The sequence below is a fragment of the Nostoc sp. DSM 114167 genome, from assembly GCF_052692655.1.
On record NZ_CP195116.1, the window covers coordinates 3943688 to 3963710 of the forward strand.

The 20023-nt window shown below is 40.7% G+C and carries 15 protein-coding genes and 1 pseudogene; 7 read left to right on the top strand and 9 right to left on the bottom strand.

Annotation, left to right across the window (positions count from 1 at the left end):
• Positions 1-8: 8 nt before the first annotated feature.
• The gene (locus tag NSTC731_RS16920; RefSeq protein ID WP_445631800.1) at positions 9-1358 is read right to left on the bottom strand and encodes an ATP-binding protein; all 1350 of its coding nucleotides are present in this window, start codon (positions 1356-1358) and stop codon (positions 9-11) included.
• A gap of 754 nt (positions 1359-2112) precedes the next feature.
• A complete protein-coding gene (locus tag NSTC731_RS16925) occupies positions 2113-2298 on the bottom strand; it encodes a hypothetical protein (RefSeq protein WP_445631801.1) in 186 nt (61 codons plus the stop codon).
• A gap of 319 nt (positions 2299-2617) precedes the next feature.
• Between NSTC731_RS16925 and NSTC731_RS16930 the strand changes: the two genes are divergently transcribed.
• Positions 2618-3340 (top strand): response regulator transcription factor, encoded by a 723-nt coding sequence (locus NSTC731_RS16930; RefSeq protein ID WP_104908003.1) that lies wholly within the window; start codon positions 2618-2620, stop codon positions 3338-3340.
• An 89-nt stretch (positions 3341-3429) separates the two neighbouring features.
• Here NSTC731_RS16930 and NSTC731_RS16935 read toward each other — a convergent pair whose 3' ends face one another.
• Positions 3430-4794, bottom strand: coding sequence for a lipid-A-disaccharide synthase-related protein (locus NSTC731_RS16935; protein ID WP_445631802.1), 1365 nt, complete (start codon positions 4792-4794; stop codon positions 3430-3432).
• Positions 4795-5038: 244 nt separating this feature from the next.
• On the opposite strand from NSTC731_RS16935, the gene NSTC731_RS16940 reads away from it, so the two are divergent.
• The 3 genes from NSTC731_RS16940 to NSTC731_RS16950 all read left to right on the top strand — a co-directional run bounded on the left by NSTC731_RS16940 (position 5039) and on the right by NSTC731_RS16950 (position 12175).
• Positions 5039-7114, top strand: a complete 2076-nt coding sequence (locus tag NSTC731_RS16940; protein WP_445631803.1) for a BamA/TamA family outer membrane protein — start codon at positions 5039-5041, stop codon at positions 7112-7114.
• Positions 7115-7632: 518 nt separating this feature from the next.
• Positions 7633-9867: a hypothetical protein gene (locus tag NSTC731_RS16945; protein WP_445631804.1), complete on the top strand. Its 2235-nt coding sequence runs from the start codon at positions 7633-7635 to the stop codon at positions 9865-9867.
• Positions 9868-9880: 13 nt separating this feature from the next.
• On the top strand, positions 9881-12175 hold the full coding sequence (locus NSTC731_RS16950) for a COG1470 family protein (RefSeq protein ID WP_445631805.1): 2295 nt from the start codon (positions 9881-9883) through the stop codon (positions 12173-12175).
• A 257-nt stretch (positions 12176-12432) separates the two neighbouring features.
• On the opposite strand, the gene NSTC731_RS16955 is transcribed toward NSTC731_RS16950, so the two are convergent.
• The 3 genes from NSTC731_RS16955 to NSTC731_RS16965 all read right to left on the bottom strand — a co-directional run bounded on the left by NSTC731_RS16955 (position 12433) and on the right by NSTC731_RS16965 (position 15698).
• Positions 12433-13113, bottom strand: a complete 681-nt coding sequence (locus NSTC731_RS16955; RefSeq protein ID WP_445631806.1) for a class I SAM-dependent methyltransferase — start codon at positions 13111-13113, stop codon at positions 12433-12435.
• 114 nt (positions 13114-13227) lie between these two features.
• Entirely contained in the window at positions 13228-14430 is a 1203-nt protein-coding gene (locus NSTC731_RS16960; RefSeq protein WP_445631807.1) for an FtsW/RodA/SpoVE family cell cycle protein, read from the bottom strand.
• A gap of 737 nt (positions 14431-15167) precedes the next feature.
• Positions 15168-15698: a hypothetical protein gene (locus NSTC731_RS16965; RefSeq protein ID WP_445631808.1), complete on the bottom strand. Its 531-nt coding sequence runs from the start codon at positions 15696-15698 to the stop codon at positions 15168-15170.
• A gap of 286 nt (positions 15699-15984) precedes the next feature.
• Between NSTC731_RS16965 and NSTC731_RS16970 the strand changes: the two genes are divergently transcribed.
• Both NSTC731_RS16970 and NSTC731_RS16975 read left to right on the top strand, forming a co-directional pair.
• Positions 15985-16140, top strand: coding sequence for a hypothetical protein (locus tag NSTC731_RS16970; RefSeq protein WP_445631809.1), 156 nt, complete (start codon positions 15985-15987; stop codon positions 16138-16140).
• Between the two features lie 49 nt (positions 16141-16189).
• Positions 16190-16639: a Uma2 family endonuclease gene (locus tag NSTC731_RS16975; protein ID WP_445631810.1), complete on the top strand. Its 450-nt coding sequence runs from the start codon at positions 16190-16192 to the stop codon at positions 16637-16639.
• A 508-nt stretch (positions 16640-17147) separates the two neighbouring features.
• Here NSTC731_RS16975 and NSTC731_RS16980 read toward each other — a convergent pair.
• Complete coding sequence (locus NSTC731_RS16980) at positions 17148-17342, bottom strand: hypothetical protein (RefSeq protein ID WP_445631811.1); 195 nt, start codon at positions 17340-17342, stop codon at positions 17148-17150.
• 134 nt (positions 17343-17476) lie between these two features.
• On the opposite strand from NSTC731_RS16980, the gene NSTC731_RS16985 reads away from it, so the two are divergent.
• Positions 17477-18142 carry a glutathione S-transferase family protein gene (locus tag NSTC731_RS16985; RefSeq protein WP_445631812.1) on the top strand — a complete coding sequence of 222 codons (666 nt, stop codon included), beginning with the start codon at positions 17477-17479 and terminating at the stop codon, positions 18140-18142.
• A gap of 127 nt (positions 18143-18269) precedes the next feature.
• Here NSTC731_RS16985 and NSTC731_RS16990 read toward each other — a convergent pair whose 3' ends face one another.
• Together NSTC731_RS16990 and NSTC731_RS16995 are read right to left on the bottom strand one after the other, a co-directional pair.
• The gene (locus NSTC731_RS16990; RefSeq protein ID WP_445631813.1) at positions 18270-19289 is read right to left on the bottom strand and encodes an isopenicillin N synthase family dioxygenase; all 1020 of its coding nucleotides are present in this window, start codon (positions 19287-19289) and stop codon (positions 18270-18272) included.
• Positions 19290-19765: 476 nt separating this feature from the next.
• Positions 19766-19918: pseudogene (locus tag NSTC731_RS16995) on the bottom strand (AIPR family protein); the annotation flags it as partial.
• Positions 19919-20023 lie beyond the last annotated feature (105 nt).

The window sequence follows — 20023 nt, forward strand, 5'->3', positions numbered from 1 at the left end:
AATTTTTATCAGTTTTTCTGGAAGTAATTTTTCAATTTAGGATATTCTATTGGTATTTTTCTGGCTTGAGAAGATGAATGATGAGGATTTTGTGCAGGAGAAAAAAAATCATCCCGATCTAACTGTGAAGCTGGAGCATTTGCTGCTACAGTCGGTAATGTAATTTGACGTGGCAATTCAATTTTAAAAATTGAACCCACCCCCAATTTACTCTCAAGAAATATTTTACCGCCCATCATTCGCACTAGCGAATCTATAATTGCCAAACCCAGACCTGTACCTGGATATTTGCGAGTGATAGTTTGATCGACTTGCCGAAATGCTTCAAAAATATGTTTAAAATCTTTGGGGGCTATGCCAATACCTGTATCTTTAACGATAACTACTACTCGATTTCCAGGTAATTCCTTAACCTCAACCGAGATTTCACCAGACTCTGTAAATTTAATGGCGTTGGAAAGCAAGTTAATCAAAATCTGTTTGACACGAACTGGATCGTTAAATATCAAAGGATTTTGCAAATCAGTTTGTACTAACAATGAAAGATTTTTAGCATCAGCGAGGGAACGCATTTCACTGACAACGAGATTGATTACCTTTGATATATCAAATCTTTCTGCCTTGAAATCTAATCCTCCTCCCTCCAGCTTGGAAAAATCGAGAACTTCATTGAGTAGCATCAGTAAATGCTTCCCATTATTCAAAATGCGCTCAACCATATCTGCTTGCTGGTGCGTTAGTTGACCGAACTTAGGACGCAAGAGTATTTGTGAAAAGCCAATAATCGCATTCATCGGCGTTCTAAGTTCGTGGGAAATAGTTGCCAAAAAAAGTGATTTTAGACGTGATGCCTCCAATAACTTGAAGTTTTGCATTTGAATCTGTTGCTGTTGCCTCTCCAATTCTTGATTCTTAAAAATGAGTTGTTCGTGAGTTTCTCTAAGCTGCTGATTTGCCAAATCTGCCTGTATTTCCGCCCGATAAATCCGAATTGCATTCCGCAAAACCTGCGACAAAATTTCTGGGGATATTTTAGACTTAGAGAGATAGTCTGTAGCACCAGCTTTCAATAATTGAAGAGTAATTTCTTCATCTCCTTGACCAGTTATAACTACTAAAGGAACTTTAATTTCTGAAGAACGTAGCTGTTGAATCAAGGTTAGTGCGTCCCGATCTGGTAAACGATAGTCGAGGAAAACACAATCGTAAGTAGTAATGCTTAAGACAGAGAATGCTTCATTACCATTGCCTACTTCAGACAGTTCTATCCGAACACCTGCTTTAGTCAGGGCAGAACAGATTGCTATCCGGTCTACTTCGTCATCGTCTACAACCAAAATTTTCAGCGTCTCTTCCATCGGTTTTAATTTTCGCCGCCAAACATAGGTTGATGTATAAAATTTATCTTTTTAGATTATCCAACTAAAGAATATAAGATTTTCGGACATTTAAAACCTGTAATTTGATTGATTAAGATATTTTGCATAAAGATCCACTTTAATACCTGCTTGACATTCATCACATTCTACAACTTCGTTCTCCTCCGTTAGTAGTATGTCGTTCGCTCTTTCGGGTCTTTCCTTGGGTTGAATTGAGTCTGTTGTATCTTCAATCTGGTTAATTTACCAGATGGTAACTAAACTCCTAACAAATGACCAATGTCTGGCAAAAAATTAGTCATTAACAAGCAGACACCGTTGATAGAAAGTAAAATAAAATACTTTACCAAGCTTAAAACAATTGTAGATGAGTGAGGAAGCCACCGTCGTCAGTCATTGGTGAGAGTTGCATCCCATTATCGTGTACCATAAGCTTGAACTGTTTTACCTATCAGGTTAGTTAGACCAGATAAATAAAAAAGTAATATCTATAGCTATTTGTGAATCTGAAGTAATCCTACCTCCTGAAATTTCAACAATTTTCTTAGCGATCGCCACATCTGTGTTAGTATTTATTTAGGTATATCGAACTTATGGATGTTCGCAAAGTTACCAAAGCTTAATTCCAAAGAAAAGTTCCCGACAAAAGTTAGGCAAAATTCAAAACCTAAAAGGGGAGAGGTTAGTACAGAGCGGCTTGTATTATATCCTGTGAGTCAGACGGACAAGTTTGTTACAAAGGACTACGAATTACTTTGCTGTTTCTGATTTCAGTGAGTTTTAACGCTGGTTGATTCCCTTCCATGAGGATCTCTATTGGCTCTATCAATCGGATGAATCCAAAGGTTTGATTAAAAATCGTTCGCAACCATCTTTTACTTTCTCGGAAAGCAACTTTTACACAGTATAATTTTTTCATTTTCGTAAGCTTTTTTTAAAGTTTGCTCCCAAATAATACTAATTAACGGATGGAACATGACAACTCAAAGCTGAATTATCAGCAAGGAAGAGCAATTTGGCATTCGTTTCAATATTTCATACTTTTTGTGTAAGTATCTATATATCTCCAGCTAGATTTGTCGTCTATCTAAATATAAAAATTTTGGCTACTTGTTATTTCTATCGGTGGATGCAGACAGGTTGAAATATCATCTATCTTGAGTTTGGGAAAATAATAGATAATAGTTACAAAAGGCAATACTTTGAAAGATGCAAACAGCGCAAGAGTGAGTGTAGCGATGAATGAAATTAGTATTATTTTAATTGAAGATCATGACTTAACGCGAATGGGGCTACGAGCAGCATTACAGTCTCATAGTGCATTGAAAGTAATTGGAGAAGCGGCAAATGCTACCCAAGGGTTAAAACTTTTAGAAACGGCAAAGCCAGATGTCGCGGTAGTAGATATCGGCTTGCCTGACATGGATGGCATCGAACTCACTCGTAAATTCAAACGCTCCCAGGCTGAAAATGGGCAATCTACTACGAAGATTCTCATTTTGACAATGGATCATACAGAGGATGCTGTACTTGCAGCCTTCGCAGCTGGCGCTGATTCTTATTATATGAAAGAAACCAGTATCAGTAAATTAACCGAGGCAATTCAAGCAACTCATGGCGGTAACTCTTGGATCGATCCGGCAATTGCCAACGTGGTATTGCGGAAGATGCGCCAAGGTATTCCTGGAGAAAGTCAAGGTTCTGACAAGCCGAAGACTGTAAAAATTGAAGCGCTGGCGACAGAATACGAGCAAGTTTTGGAAACATACCCTCTGACTCAACGGGAACTGGAAATCCTAGAGTTGATTGTAGCTGGGTGTAGCAATGGTCAAATCGCCGAGAAACTTTACATTACAGTTGGTACTGTAAAAACCCATGTTCGTAATATTCTAAATAAACTATGTGCTGATGACCGTACCCAAGCTGCTGTCAGGGCCTTACGTTCTGGATTAGTAGCGTGAAGAATTGAGACAAGAAAGAGATGGGGAGATCGGGAGAATAACTCCTAACTCCTAACTCTTAACTTAGCACTGTTTTGCCCACTGCCTCATTATCCCAATTTTTCCCGCAAGCAATTAGCAATACGTAGTGCTGCTCCCGGTTTTCCCATACGTCGCCCACCATTTTCAGCAATAATTTGCAAATTATCAGGGTTTTTAAACAAGGATTGTACAACCTTCGCTACATCTGCTGGTCGATCGATTAAAATCAAAGACGATCCCAGAAGACGACTTTGAGATTCAGCAAAGCCAAGGTTATATTGTGGACCATTACCGGGAATTGCGATCGCAGGTTTGCCTAAACCGATAAACTGTTCTGTGGCTGTACCTGCCATTGCGATCGCTAAATCTCCCAAATGCAAGCAATCATTATAGGCTCGTTGTGTTAATAGTAGATAAGCATTTCTCTGTTTAAATGTCAATATATTTGGATCGCCAAGTTGGATAGGAGATGCTGATTCAGCACGCCAGCCTTGGGATTGCACACTTTGGGATAAAATATTAGAGTCTAAACCAGGAGCGATCGCACCTAAAAACACTACTTTGTTAGAACTATAAAAGATTGAATCTCGCTGTTGAAAACTTGTCATCAATGCAGATACGGCAATCATAATTGTTTCCCAGTTGGTGTATGCTTCTGGGGGACGAGAACCAGGAAGAAGAGTCACTACAAAAGGTCGAACTGTCTCTTGCTGTTGGACATTCTGACTATAAAATTGTTGGCGTGAAAACCTCGATTCTAGACCATCCATCATCGGATTACCCAAATAGAAAGCTGGAATTGGCCATTGTTTTAATGTTTCTGTTGTCAGCGCATCTCTCAGGAACACAGCCTTACAACGGCGACGACTCATTAACCAACGTTCCCAAGGATGGTAAACTGAACCAGAAAAGTTTTCCCAACCTGCGTCTTTAGATTTTCGTGGTAATAATCCAGCTTCATCTCGCACATAATATTCAGATTTTGCCGTACCGACAAAAGCATAATTAGCGCCACTGAATGTTGCAAACAACAGTGGCAAAATATCTCCCACTGCTAAAATCGCTCTCCTATTACCTAATTTTTTTTGAGAACTTACCCAACGGCGGATAGCTTTAATTTGGCTGAGGGTAAGTTGCAATAAACCACCGCGTACATCCCGCGCTAATTGGTGGCCATCCATATAAATAAAGCCGCCAGAAGGCATATTCAGGACTGAACCGATAAAGGGGATATCCAACTGCTCATAAGCACGTCCCTCACCCACCAGAGGCAAAGCAAATATCTCTGGTGGGTTTGGTTGTCGTAGGAGTTCTTGCAGAATCCGAAGTGCAATCATATCTTCCCCATGACCATTACTTAATACAAGTAACCGCAAAGGAGAAATTGCTGATTGGGAGTTTAAAGCTAGAGATGACCGAGATAAATTACTCATAAGAAACAAAATATCAAAATTAACTGTCTGTTTGGGTAAGAGGTATAAATAGGGAAATCGACAAGGAAGCTGGAAGTTAGTATTATCCCTATTCCTTTACTTCCTTACAACTAATACCAATTTTGGATAGGAATGTAATTGTTTGAAATTTCTAGAACAGCCTTTTGGTCAATACTTTTAATCAAAAATCTAAAATCTAAAATCCAAAATTAGTATAACTCCCAGTTAATTAGGTTAAATATTTATGCGAGTTTCTACTACTGCTATTTTTACTTTAGCTACTTTAGCTGCTGGCAATGTTACTGGGCAAGTAACGGCTGCACCTGCTAAAACCGTTACTCCAACTGCAAAAGCTGGTAACTTGGTAGTACCGATAATTGAAGACACTCCCGCACGGGTAGAGACAATTGCTTCCCCAGAAACTATAGTTGCACAACAATTTTCTCAAAATCCTGTCGCCGTGCAAACAGGTGCAAACAAAAATTCCCCAGTAGTCTTAAAATCAACAGACAAGGGAAATTCATCAGTAACGCTTCTTCCCACTCCCTCTTTTTCGCCTTCATCCCCCAAAACTCCTGCTACTGAAAGCGATTTGGTAGTCAGAGCTACAGATGTACAGGTGGTGGGAGCCAATCAAGAATTACAGCAAATCATTGGCCAGGTAATTAAAACCCAGGTGGGTGGAGAAACCAGTCAAAGCCAGCTACAAAAAGATGTAACAGCAATTTTAAATACAGGTTTATTTAGTAGTGTCAGTGTGAATAGCTTTAGCACTCAGGCTGGATTGAATGTAGTATACCAAGTCCAACCAGTGATTGTGCGATCGCTGCAATTATCTGGTGCTAAAGTACTTACCTATCAAGTTGCTCAACAACGTTTGCAATCTCAAATTGGAACCACCATTAGTCCCAGTGGACTGCAACAAGCAGTGGCACAAATTAACAAGTGGTACGCCGACAATGGTTATAACTTAGCACGGGTGTTATCAATTAAACCTAGTTCTCAAGGCATTCTCACTGTGAATGTCGCTGAAGGTTTGGTAAGTGATATCAAATTTCGCTTTGTCAACGATGAGGGTAAAACCGTTGATAGCAAGGGTAATCCCATTGGAGGACGCACCAAACCAGATTTCTTACAACAACAACTCAAGTTGAAACCCGGTCAAATTTTCCAAGAAAATGTCGTTAAACAAGACATCCAACAGCTATATCGTACTGGTTTATTTGAAACTGTGAATGTTGCCTTAGAAGGAGATGCGACAAAACTTGATTTAGTCTATCAACTTAAAGAAACTGGGGCGCGTGGTGTTAACTTGGGTGGTAGTTACAATGCCGATCAAGGATTGGTAGGTACAATCAGCTATCAAGATCAGAATGTCGGTGGTGTTAATGATACTTTAGGTGTGAATGTTGGGGTAAGTAGCCGAGACTTGCAGTTTAATAGCAAATTTGTCAGTCCCTATCGGATAACTAACCCCGATCGCTTGGGCTACACTGTAAATGGTTTTCGTAGTCAGGAACTTTCGGAAACCTTTGATGACAAGATCAAGCTAGCTAACGGCGACAAAGTGCGAGAAGGGCAAATTGGTGGTGGTGTCAGCTTGCAGCGACCAATCGACGATTGGAATACCTCATTAGGATTAAACTATACCCGAACTAGTATTCGCGATCGCCAAGGTAATATTACCCCAACTGACGCTCAAGGCAACCCCCTATCTGCGAGTGGAACTGGTATTGACGACCTAACTACTGTATCCTTCACCGCCACCAAAGATAAACGAGATAATCCCCTCAATCCAACTCAAGGTTCCGTTCTAAGTCTGAGTACAGAACAATCTATACCTATCGGCGAAGGTAATATTTCCCTTAATCGCCTCAAAGCCAACTACAGCCAATATTTACCAGTGCAGCTATTTAACAGCAAACAGCCACAAGTATTTGCGGTGAATGTCCAAGCTGGTACCGTCCTTGGGAATTTACCGCCCTACGAAAGTTTTAACTTGGGTGGTTCCAACTCAGTGCGCGGTTACGATTCTGGCGAAGTTGGCAGTGGTCGCAGCTATGTGTTGGCTTCGGCAGAATACCGTTTTCCCGTTTTACCAATCGTCGGCGGTGTATTATTTGCCGACTTTGCCTCAGATTTAGGCTCTGGTGATACTGTATTAGGAAATCCGGCAGGTGTACGGGATAAACCAGGTTATGGTTTTGGTTATGGGGCGGGAGTGCGATTAAATTCACCACTAGGCTTAATTCGGGCTGACTATGGCATTAACGACCAGGGAGAAAGCAAAGTGCATCTGGGAATTGGGCAGCGATTTTAATTTGAGTTTAGGCGTTGCCAATACGGTTCGGTTAAAGGGAAAAGGGAAAAGGGGAAAGGGGAATAAAAAACCTTTAACCGCAAACCCATTCCCCTTTTCCCCAAAGCCTATTCTGAGTTCAAAATACTTATCCGAACCGTATTGAGTCATATCTAGAAATTAAATATGCGTTATCCAAAACCCTTGTAGAGACGTAGCACTGCTACGTCTCTACATTCTTTTTGGCTCATACAGCAGATTTCAAGTTGGTGAGGTACACAAGCAATAAGTCTGTTACCCAGGTATAAAGCGTGTTTTACTTCTGAATTCAGAATTCTGAATTATGAATTCTGCTGTATCTCTATTAGCGATCGCCTTTGAAAATGACTTTTATAAATTGGCCAATTTATTACACAATATTTAATAGTATATAAATTTCAATAATCAAAGAAAAAAAGCTATTGTCACGTTTTTATGAGACATTAATTTTTTAATAGCGCTAGTCATGCAGAATATAAAAAAATATTATAAGTAATAACATGGAAAAAAGTGTTATTAATGCCAGCCTTTCTACTCAAAACCTAACTTTTCGTCCAGGTGATACTCCTGTATCATTTGAGGTAACTGTCAATAATGACAGCGATCGCTTCGTCAATTTTCAGATAGAAATTACCGCCGCCGGAGAAATCCGCAACACAGGATATCGCTGGTATAGACTCGAACCAGAGGTAGCGGCAGCCAAGCCACCGGGCAGTAGTACCATCTTCCAAGTGTTCGTATTCAATACACCCATGCCGGGATTTGTTGGTACTGTCAACCTGATGGTAAATATTTTTTCACCGCAATTAGCACAACAGTCCAGACTTGTGCTGCGCCTGAAAATTGAGCGAGACAACAGACCAACACATTTAAGTGTAGAATTACCTGTACGAGAGTTCCAAGTTTATCCCCGCAATTCTGTCGATATACCAGTACGGGTGCGGAACTTGGGGCAACAACCAACTGAGGTAATGCTACGTTTTACAGGCGTCGATCCGTCTTGGCTGGCTGGCAGTGCAGAACGCCGATTACCCTTAGATGCAGGTGGTTTAGCAGAAGCTACATTCCAATGCCAACCTCCTTCTGTAGTGCAAGCGCCCAGTCAAAATTATCCTTTTACTATTGAAGCTGTTAGCAATAATGGTTATCCAACTAATGCTGAAGGCAATATTGAAGTTTTGCCAGTGGGTTTTATAGACTTTACTACCACCGAAAAACACCTGAAAATCCCCAATAAATCGGCTTGGTTGCCTGACTGGAAATCTGATACAGCTTCCTTTGAATTACTATTTAAAAATGCTAGCAATCTCAATCAGCAAATTAATGTGCAGGTACAAGGTAGAGACTGGCGAAAATGCACTTTTAAAAAAATTCCTGAAACCGCCAATCTTCATTTAGGAGAGACAAGTAAAGTCATCCTCGATGTTAAAACAAAACGTCCTTGGATTGGAATCGGCAAAACTTTGTTGCTGGAGGCTAAATCAGAATTATCCGACCAACGTTTAGGGAGTACAGACCCAGCCACGCAGACATTAGAAGTAGAGGCTCTGCCAATTATACCTTTATGGCTACAATTAGCTGCGATCGCACTATTAGCCGCACTCCTGGCATTAATCCTGCAACCAAGAGGTGTAATGCATACACGTTCTGTCAACTCAGTGCGTTTTAGTGGCATTGGTTTATCTGTGGTCAGCGGCTCAGATGATTGCACCTTAAGGCTTTGGAGAATTGGTGCTGATAGCTTAAACCCTGATGATACGGTGACATACGCTGGGCAGCCCCTTGCTTGCGACCAAGCACAACAGCCCAAAGGCTTGATGGCCATTACCGATGACGCTGTAGAAGTCTTGCGCTTTATGCCATTACAAAATAATCGTGTTGCTGTTGGTTTAGATAATGGTGTAATTGAACTTAGAGATGTCCCTTTAGGTGCCAAGATTAGCCAACTTCAAGACCTTAAAGATCCGAAAGCAAAAGGCGATCGCGTTTTTGACCTAGCTTTCACCTCAAACTCACTTAACTTATTCAGTGGGTATGGCAGTGGTAAAGTGAGACTATGGTCAAGACCAGTGCCTAACAGCGATTTTCTGCCAGAACCGCAAGTTATTGACGTACAAAGTAGATTGAAACTCTCAGGTTTCCAAGTCCGGGCATTAAATCTTAGCCCAGATGCAAAAACTCTAGTAATTGCTGGAAACTTTAAGCGTTTTATATTGTGGCAGTGGAATCAAACTCAATCTGATAAACAATTCCCAAGTTTATCGGTGCAAAATCTAGAAAAACTAGACCCATTAGTTGGTCCTGAAGATTATATTTGGGGATTAGCTTTTGTTCCTGACTCAACAGGAAAAATCCTCGCAACTTCTGATTCTGCGGGATTTATTACCATTTGGGATTTAAATCAGTGTCAAACTATCAAAAATCCGAATCCGCTAGAAAAAGTAAATGAGCTTAATTGTTTACAACTAGACCGTTGGTCAGCATCAAAAACATCTGTGCGAACTCTAGCATTTAGTGACGATGGTAGTCTCTTAGTAAGTGGTGGCGATGATGGACGAGTCGTAGTGTGGTACTTAACTCCCGAACATAAGCTTGACAAAACAAGAGCAGCAGAAGGTAAAACAATTTACCAAAGCTCTAAAAAAATCAATAGTATCGACTTGAAAACCAATCAAGGAACCATGATTGTGAGTGGTGGTGAAGATTTTCAGGTCAAATTACACCGCATCAAATAAGGGAATCAATGACATGCAAGCTAAATTCAATCCACTGCAAGTTATTATCAACCCACCTGGAATTCAATTTGGGATGCCAGGAGATACCATTGAACTTTATATTGTTGTAATCAATCAGGGAAATCAAAGCGCGGTTATTGACTTATATTTTGTTTTTGATGAAGTATTTCAAAATTTAACTGGTTGGTCTAGTTCTCCTAGAGAAAGTTTAGCATTAGCTCCAGGGCAAAATAGTGACGAAGTAAGATTTGAGTTTCAAATTGCCGCAAATGCTCTTCCAGGAACCTATGACTATACACTAGTCGTAGATTCTCCTCTACATTATCCACAAGATACTCCCATAACCTTCCCAAACCAAATTAAGGTTCTGCTAAAAGAACAGACCGCAATTCGGGTGAACGACCCGACATTTTCCATTAGACCTAACACCAACCCCAACAAACCGTTAATTTTCAATTCTAGTGAGTATCTGCAAGTAGAGATAATAGTTGACAATCGCTCTTATCTCGTAGATAGATTCCGCTTGAGTTGTCCAGATTTAGACGATGACTGGTTCACAATTAATTATCCTGCAACTGGATTTGAGGGGCCAGGATTAGTGTCTGACGTGACTGCATTAGAACTCAATCCTGGTACTCAAGGTCAAATATTATTGAAATTTCACCCACCTGGGGATACCCTTGCGGGAAGCTATTCTCCGACAATCCGCTTGTATTCAGAAAACTCTCCAGATTTAGTACTACTGGATTTGGTATATATCCAAATTCCGACAAATTATCGCTTAGATATACAACTTAATACCATCTTGGGACAAGTTAGCCGTAGTCTTGGCAAGTACGAATTATCACTAGCTAACCAGGGCAATATTGTCCGCGAACTGATATTAAACTTAAAAAGTCGAGACGAAGAAGAACTATATACTTACAAATTCGATCCTACGGAAGTCAGATTATTACCTAATAGAAGTGCTGTGGCTAATTTGACGGTCAAACCCAAACCTTGGTGGCGACGACCGTGGTTTGGTACAGGGCTAGCGATCAACTTTCAACTCGATGTCAAAGACCAACAAAATTTACCCCTACCGAACACACTGCCTCAAGGAACTTTGGTATGGAAACCCCGTCCTTGGTGGCAATTTCTTCTATTAATTTTAGCAATTTTGGGGTTATTGGGAGGCATAGGATTTATTATTTGGCGAATTTTAAACCCCGATCCTTTAAGATTAGAAAATTTTAGTGCAAATGACTCTCAAATTACTGAAGGTGATGAGGTAGCTTTAAACTGGGAAATTCATCAATATAAACAGTTAAAAAAGTTAGTTTTGACGGCTAAAGGTTCCCAACCTATTGCGCCTATTACTTATGACTTTAACAATGGCATTCCTGAAACACTGGGTAAAGGAAGTGCTAATGAAATCCCTCCTTGTCAGGTACAAGACAAACAAGAGTTAATTTGTAGCAACGTAAAAACTGGAGTGAAAACAAAAGGTAATTACACTTTTGAATTACAAGCCTTTTATCGCAATGGTATACAAATATTTTCCCGAACTAACCAAGTAGTAGCGCAAACTACCCAAGTAGAAATTGCAGAAAAACCAATTGCATCAGTAGTTAATTTTCAGCTAGATAAGCCCCAGTACACAAAAGGTGAAAATATTCTTTTTAGTTGGACAATTGCACGTCCATTATTGCTGTCACAACTACAGGTTGTTGGCAATGCAGATGATGGTACATCTTATGGTAAACCAGTTACTTATAAATTTAATCAAGGCAATATTACAGACCCTAAACTTAACAAACTATGTATACAACAAAATCAACAACTGCAATGTAAAAATATTCCTTTATTAGCAAATCAAGTGGGGAGTTTTGCATTTGAAATCAAAGCTGTTTCTAATAATGGCAGCGACAAGATTAGTTCTAAAAAAGCTGAATCCAAAATTCCAATATTACCCAAACCATTTAAGATTGTTTATTTCAAAATTAACGGTAGCGAACAACCAAATTTAGTTCTCAATGAAGGAACATCTGCTATTCTGAGTTGGAAAGTAGAGGGAGAAAATATTCAGGTTAAACTTATACCATACGGCAATGATGTTCCAGCAGTTGGTTCAACGAAGTTTCTAGTAAATCAAGCTTTCCCCGCTCAAATCGGACTGCTAGTCAATGATATATCTGGTAAGCAACAACCCCAGCAAAGAGGATTTGCAATCACAGTCCTCAAAAAAGTAGAGCCTACTCCTATACCTAGCTTTAACCCAATTCCACCTAATAATAGCCCATTTAAGACTCCCTTACCTCTGAGGTAAGGTTTATCGAAGGAAGGCTGTCTTGAAAATAAGAAGTAGGGAAAGCTCATATTTTGCACCTTGTCACCCATCTGCTCAAGAACCACTATATCACTTTCCCTTCGTCCAAGATTTTTTGTTAGGCTTATAAAGGTTGTTTTAAAAGTAGTAAAGTATACTCAAAACGTTAAAACACCCATTTCCTTGTAGGGAAGAGGATCTGGGGGGTTAGGTTACGAGGGTTTTGATGTTACCAAAAATACTTTTAAAACATCCTCTTAGGGAGATTCTCCATAGACTATAAAAGACTTAGTTAAACCGAAAACCTTTTCTTCATAAAGTTGCGCTTTGGGGAACAGATTCAGGAATCTTCTCTTACTCAGCAGCTTAATTGAATTAGCTATCCTTCTAGCCAGCTGTTTATCAGATACCTTGTCAAACCATCCAAGAGCAAAATTGGTTAGTAGCCATACCTGAAGATTTATAGGAAGAAATTGAAATAAAGGAAAAACAAAATGGGGTTCAATCGGAAAAAAAAGATTAGGTGTTTGAACAAAATATCTTTTTCCTACTCGCATTACTTCAGTGGCCATTTGGTACTGTTTATCATAATCTCCTACATGTTCAATCACTGAATTTGAAAAGACTATATCAAACTCATCGGATTGAAAATTTACCATGTTTGTAGCATCTCCAACAACTTGGTTGATCTGTGGGTGTGTTGAGCTTGTTTCAGTAAATTTTATATTTAGTAGAGTAATTTTTACCTGTTTATTTTCTTCATTCAAAAAACCTAAATTCTCCCAAAAGCTTACTGTTCCTCCAACATCGAGTATTTTTATATCAGAGGGTAGTGAGTCTAATATAGATGTGAACAAAGAGAAACGTTTCTTTCTAAGTCTACTTGCCCAGGAGTCAGTAAGACTAGTGTCATATACATTACGCATTAATTTAGTCATTTTTTATTCACACAAAAATGATTTTACTCACAGCTGATTCTTTGACTTAAGTAACTGAGAGCCATCATCTTACCACAGTTAAGCATCAAGGTTGCCGTCCTGCTTCCTGCTCGCTCAATTCCTATTTTTCTGAAAAGCTCGGCGCCTGCGCCCATTTTCAACTTGAGGTTTTCGCAACGGTACTACCTCAGCTTCACTACTCTCACGTGCTACCCGAATTAGCAACCCAGCAGCTATTAAGCTGGCAATCATAGAATTACCACCATAACTAAACATCGGTAAAGGTAAGCCAGTAGTCGGAAGAGAACCTGTAGCAACACCGATGTGGAGCAATGATTGTCCCACCATCAAAGTCGTCACACCGATCGCTACCAATCGATGTATTATATTTTTAGCCTTCAGCGCCACAACTAATCCGAGAGTAGCGAATGTAGCTAAAAGTACCAACAACACCATACTGCCAACAAAGCCAAACTCTTCAGCGAACACCGCAAAAATAAAATCGGTATCTTGAATTGGTAAATAAAACAACTTTTGTTGAGAAAGCCCATATCCAGCTCCCCAAGTTTTCCCAGAACCCACAGCTAGTAGACTTTGCACCAACTGGTAGCCATCTCCTGTAGCATCTGCCCAAGGATTGAGGAATGACATCACCCGCTTACGCTGATACTCTTTAATACTAATACTGAGTATTGCCAACATCACTCCACCAATTGCTGTTCCTCCCAAGTATTTGTAGGGTAAGCCAGCTGCAAGAGCAATTAGCCAGATAGTCATGCCGCAAAGTGCCGTTGTACTCAAGTTAGGCTGGGCAAGAATTCCTAAAAGTACCAAACCAAAAACGCCCAACCAAGCGAAGCGAACCCGCCAACTAATTCGTTCCCATTGACCAAAAAGCCGCGCACTTTGCAGCACCAAAAAGGGTTTAATTAGTTCTGAGGGTTGAATCGGAATTGGCCCGATCGCAATCCAACGCGCTGCATCAAAAGCTTTTCTTCCCAATCCTGGGATCAGTGTGACAAAAATTAACCCCAAAAACAGCAACAAAAACCAATGGGATAGTCCCAAAATTTTCTGCAACGGCGAATTAACAATAATATTGAATCCGATTAAGGAAACTAAGACCCAAAGCAGTTGACGTTTAAAGTAGTACAAACCATCATTATGACGAGCATCAGCAACAGGATATGATGCTGAAAATAGCATGATCAAGCCGACGAACAGCCAAATCAACGTTAACCAGCGCAACAACCGCGCTTCTAATGCCCAGTTGGAGACTGAACTATCAAAAATTGGAATCAGGCGGCGTAGATTCACGATCGGTACAGGTAAAAAGTTAGAAATTAGGAGTTAGAAATAAAACTCATAAATCATAACTTATAACTCATAAGTAGGCTTTACAACTATAAAAGACCATTTATAAAGTAAATCTTTAGACGACTATAGGAATCCGCTTTGATCCGGAGAAATTATTTGCGTGGTGCGCGTTCGCAAAGCGTCTCGCACAGAAGCGCAGCGCAAGCGCGATAGGGAGGGAACAGGGAACTCTTAACAGGGAAGAAAGAATAAATGTGTACTGAGTTTTTTCACGCAATCAAATACGAGTCTTATAGACGACGTAAACATAATACGTTTACCGTTATCTCCTTGATTGAGCGATGTCTACGATGGTCACTGACTTGTACTGAGCGCAGCCGAAGTAGCCTTGTCGTACCACTTCGTGGAAGCAAGCTAGCAAGAGCGTCTCCAAGAGTTGTGCGGGCTGCGCCAACGCTTACTATACCCCTAGCTCAAAGCCCTATTCTCTCGTGAATTATTGTCACTAATATAAAGTTATTGAGAATACAGTCTAGTCTGAAACTCTTGCTACTTCGTTGTTTCATGACTTAACGGTAAAAGTCAGATACCGCTGGGCATCTAAACGCCGTATGACTTTCTCTAAATTACGTATCATCAACCAAAAAGAATTGAGTCGATGGCTAGAATTGGCAAGTACAGCAAAGGTACAGTAGTTAGCTTCTCGATCAACACTCTACTAATTGATATCCTGACTTTTAATCTCTGGCATTTTGTTTTAGATACTGGCACACTCCCGCACTCATTGCTAGTAGATTAGGTTGTATATTTTTTCCTAAAAAATCTTCAACTACATTAGCAATTGTACTTGTGAGAAAGAATGGTACTCCATTGATTTGTTTTGGGTCGATCGCTAGTTCACCACGGCTTTCAATTATTGTCGTATTCCCATCTGACAGAAAGCGATTTTTGCCAGAACACTTGACTGCTTTTGTGAAAGCATGAGTTTCAATACGCCATTCAACTGTAAACAGAGCCTGATTCCACGTATTATATTCTGTCCACGAGAGCATCTCTTCACTGAGGATAACTCTTGCTGCTGCTGGAATTTCGCTACCACCATGCCACTCATTAACAGTATAAATATTACTGCCTACTTCACTACGTGATTTAACTTCGATGTCGCGCACGTTTGGCATATAGGGAACTAGTTCAACTAGTTTGTCCCGATAGGTAGCATAAACCAGGGAACGGGGAAAAGGAATTTGGCTATTAGCAGAGATGAGCATTAATTAATACCATATTCAAATATAGACATAACGAAGAATTGCCAAGAATTTGGCGATGGCGTAACCACCCACCGAAGGCGATCGCAATATAACTATTTTTCACAGTAGCATTTCAAATTCGGTAAAAAGCTACTTTTTTTTGATATGTTTAGCTTTAGTGTCGAAAGTCTCAAGTTTGTTCGTTAAGTTAGTAAATGTGCTTTAAATCATAATTTCTCATGAAATTGGCAATTCTTCCTCCTGTTGCTGATAATAGTTTTAGAGCTAATTATCTAAGAGGTTGATTGTGGTCTTTGCTCAAACCAGTCTCTGTGATGTAATAACAACTCGCCTCACGTTAGACGAGTATCGGGCTATGGAAGAAACCAACCCCGAACGCCGTGAATACCGTAACGGAGAGATTATTAATATGTCGGGAGGGTCGGAATCTCACAGTGCGTAGACGCTCTTGCGGCTTGTCGTGAGACATCGCCAGCAACTTCTTAATTTACTTGGGATTTTTACTAAGAGACACCGATTTTCGCTTGTATAATAGCGACTTGCGAGTTTGGATTCCTGAATATCAGTGTGGGACTTATACCGATTTGATGGTTGTTAATGGTGAACCAGAGTTCAATGGCAATGTCTACGACAAGCCGCAAGAGCGTCTACGCAATGATGAAATTCTTAATCCAATGCTTATTGTCGAAGTTTTATCGCCCTCTACCGAGGCATACGATCGCGGCGAAAAGTTCAGAAAATATCGCTCGATTGCCAGCTTTTGTGAATATCTGCTTGTAAGCCAAACTGAACCCTACATTGAGCAGTATCACAACTTGGATCGTAATAGTAACGATCGCTGGCTATGGCAAGTTCACTCTCACCTCGAGCGGACGATTGTTCTGCACAGTTTAAACATAGAAATTCCCCTGACTGAAATCTATCGTCGGATTAATTTTTAACAAAGTTTGGGGTTTAATTCCCCTGCCTAAGAAGGGTAACAGGTTTTGTGTTGGGGTTAAATCCACGTTACAAAACGTAATTGCGAATTGCGAATTGGTTTAAGGGTGGCTAACTCTTTTACGAAAATATCAACTAAGCCAGAAAACTATTTCCTCCTCCAGATGGGTAGAGTGTCCATACCCCTCCGACTCCCAAGAGCTAACAATGACCTTTCCCATAGTTTTCCTCCTTCTTGAATTCGGGAATTTTCTCACAATACTTTAACGCCAAGCTGATTTACAAATGTCACTAAAAACGTTGCGAACAGCGTCAACAAAAACCAGGTATGAATACATAGTTTTAATGCTTGAATTAGTGAACAGGTGAATATCTGAAAAGTGGATATTCACCTGTAATTAGTTATTGAATTGTTAACAATCGGGTACTTGGCGTAGCAATTATTTCTTTTGAGCAATGCGATTTATCCTGTTATGTTCAAGAGTGCTTCGCCAGCATTATCAGTTCAGATTACGGAATTGTGGAGTTCGCACCACAGGCTGTTGAGCGATCGCACCCGAAGCTGGTCTTGCCACCTTCGCCCAAGAGAAAATACCAACCTTCAAGCGATCGCTCTGATGGTTCAGTTAAATATACTGGCGATCGTCTTGCTATGTCTTTCCCACTTTTGTGTTCAGTGACAATTACCAGATAAAATATTACCAATAGATTGATAGATTGCTCCCCTTACCAATGCAGTCCAACATGAAGTAACCTCTGCTGTAACCGTGTGTAGCGTTGTTCTTGCCGGACAGAACACACACCCAAAGCAGAAAATTGGACCCAAAGGAGAAATCACCATGACCCTGACAATGACACCCACTATTACCGCCTTTGAACGGTCGCCTGATGGCGGCAAGGGACTGGCGCGTGACATGCGCGTTCGCTGGGCGCTCGAAGAAGTGGGGCAACCTTACAACGTTCGTCTTGTTTCGTTCAGTGAGATGAAGCAACCCGCGCACCGTGCGCTTCATCCTTTCGGGCAAATTCCAACCTATGAGTCAGGCGATCTCGCCCTGTTCGAGTCGGGGGCGATCGTGTTCCATATCGCAAAGCGCCATACAGGGCTGTTGCCAGACGATGCCAATAGTCAAGCGCGAGCGATCGCCTGGATGTTTGCCGCACTTAACACAATGGAGCCGCCAATCGTCGATCGGGAAATCGCCACGTACTTAGAGCGCGATCAAGTTTGGTATGAGCAGCGCTTGCGTGTCGTCGAAGGTCGCATCCGCGACCGGCTCTTAGAACTTTCCAGTCACCTTGGAGATGCCGACTGGCTTGATGGCGCATTTAGCGCAGGCGACCTGATGATGGTGGAAGTGCTGCTCAGGTTGAAAGACTCTGGTATGCTCGACGACTATCCGAATCTCTCTACCTATGTCGCCCGTGGCGAAGCGCGGCCCGCCTTTAAGCGGGCTTTCGCCGCTCAATTAGCGGTTTTCACTCTTCAGCAGCCGACTGGCTGACTAGCGCAAAAGATAGATATAACACTATTGCCCATAGTGTTACATCCTGGAGTTTAGACTAAAGCAAGCAAAAATAGCTCAACATTTGAACCAATTTAGATTTTTCGTGAAATGGTATAACAGCACTCTAGAACACTGTTTGGCGCAATTCTGGAAATACTTTGGAGACTTTATTCAGAAGATAATCGCCATAAGTCCCGCGAAATTCGTGGACACTGGCTTTATCCCAACGATCGCTTCGATCGTCATTCACTACTATGCCGTTCAATTCAATGGGTTTGACTTCAATGTTGAAATTGGGATCGAAGAAAAATGGAAATGATAAGCGACTACTTGTCGATCGGTTCTGAACGCGGTGGGGTGTTGAGCGATACAGTCCTCGTGTCATCCGATCGAGCATATCCCCAATGTTACATACGAATGAACCAGGAATAGGAGGTGCATCTATCCAACCAGACTTTAATTTGACTTGTAATCCACCGACATTATCTTGTTTTAGTATAGTTAATACTCCATAATCTGTATGTTCGCCAACGCCCCATTTAGATTCAGATAATGATGAATTAGGAGGGTAATTGAAAATCCGAAATAATATCAATGGGTTTTTTGTATAACGGTCTGCAAAGTAGGACTTTTCTAACCCCAAACTTAGAGCAATACCAGCCATTAGGGTGTGTCCAAGTCTGGTCATTGAATCTATATAATTCAGCACTGTTTCCCGAAATTGGGGAATATTCGATGGAAAAAGATTTCGACCGTGCATTGGTACACCAGTTTTCACAAGTGGGTGGTCTGATTCTAGTTCTGTACCGAAGTAAATACCTTCTTTTAAGTCCGGTCTACCTGATGTCAACTCATTACCCACGGGGAAATATCCTCGCCATGCTTTACCACCAAGAGCCATACGAATCTTCAGTTTTGTTTCTATATCCTGCGCGAAAAACTGTTGGCTGAGATGTTCTAACTGCTTTTGTAATTGCTCATCAACTCCATGTCCGACGATATAGAAGAAACCGTAATCATGGAGAGCTTGTCTAATTTGGTCTGCAATTACATCACTGGAGTTGCTAGTTTGAGAAACCAATGGACTAATATCAATGACGGGAACTTCTGAAAACTCTTTATCTACAACTTGTAAGATTGTCATACTCTGTTTTTTTAGTAGTGTGTAGATTAATAACTAGACTACATAATAAATAGTAGACCTCTTGCAAAAATATATTTTTGCACTCTTAGGAAAAAGGTTTTGGTTAAAGGGAAAGAATTTTGAGTTTCTTTACCCTTTTCTCCCGCCCCTTATCCCCTTCTTGGGACCCCACCCTCCCCTCTTTCTGGGGCAGGTTTTTTTGATTAGACAAATTTTTGGGATTTTAAAACCAAAACCATTGTCTGAGAACTTAAAACTACGTTCAATAATTGAGAACATTCTCAACTATTTATCGAAAGCCTAAAAGCCTGCCCTTGAAAGCACCCTCCCCTTTACCCCGACAAATGCCAAGAAGTCCAGTATGTAATTGAACTGGTATGCGATATTTCGCCACGACTAACGCCCAAATCTACCTTGTGTCACCTGAGATTCTTCTTGCTTACTAGAGTTAACCATTTGCATCAAGTGTTGGTTTAAATAGTTTTGTGGCGAGAGAAGAATTTTTCGGATTGTGTCGTCAGTGAGTAGAAGATTTGTCTGTAGGTGGCGCTTTTACGGTTTGGTTCCCTGATGTTGGGTTCTAGCGGTACGTCTGTCGAGAACGAGTCTACATGGGCGGTGGCGATAATGCACTATAGCATCATGGAGTAGAGCAGCGATCGCTCTTTTTTCATCTCTGATTCTGGACACTCATCTAGCTCTTAAATAAGTAAAGCTAATGATTTCTATTGACT

Coding starts and splice junctions, on each gene's coding strand:
- NSTC731_RS16935 (WP_445631802.1), bottom strand. CDS start 4,794: ATGAGTAATTTATCTCGGTCATCTCTAGCTTTAAACTCCCAATCAGCA.
- NSTC731_RS16925 (WP_445631801.1), bottom strand. CDS start 2,298: ATGAAAAAATTATACTGTGTAAAAGTTGCTTTCCGAGAAAGTAAAAGA.
- NSTC731_RS16930 (WP_104908003.1), top strand. CDS start 2,618: ATGAATGAAATTAGTATTATTTTAATTGAAGATCATGACTTAACGCGA.
- NSTC731_RS16950 (WP_445631805.1), top strand. CDS start 9,881: ATGCAAGCTAAATTCAATCCACTGCAAGTTATTATCAACCCACCTGGA.
- NSTC731_RS16990 (WP_445631813.1), bottom strand. CDS start 19,289: ATGACAATCTTACAAGTTGTAGATAAAGAGTTTTCAGAAGTTCCCGTC.
- NSTC731_RS16965 (WP_445631808.1), bottom strand. CDS start 15,698: ATGCTCATCTCTGCTAATAGCCAAATTCCTTTTCCCCGTTCCCTGGTT.
- NSTC731_RS16920 (WP_445631800.1), bottom strand. CDS start 1,358: ATGGAAGAGACGCTGAAAATTTTGGTTGTAGACGATGACGAAGTAGAC.
- NSTC731_RS16945 (WP_445631804.1), top strand. CDS start 7,633: ATGGAAAAAAGTGTTATTAATGCCAGCCTTTCTACTCAAAACCTAACT.
- NSTC731_RS16985 (WP_445631812.1), top strand. CDS start 17,477: ATGACCCTGACAATGACACCCACTATTACCGCCTTTGAACGGTCGCCT.
- NSTC731_RS16955 (WP_445631806.1), bottom strand. CDS start 13,113: ATGACTAAATTAATGCGTAATGTATATGACACTAGTCTTACTGACTCC.
- NSTC731_RS16940 (WP_445631803.1), top strand. CDS start 5,039: ATGCGAGTTTCTACTACTGCTATTTTTACTTTAGCTACTTTAGCTGCT.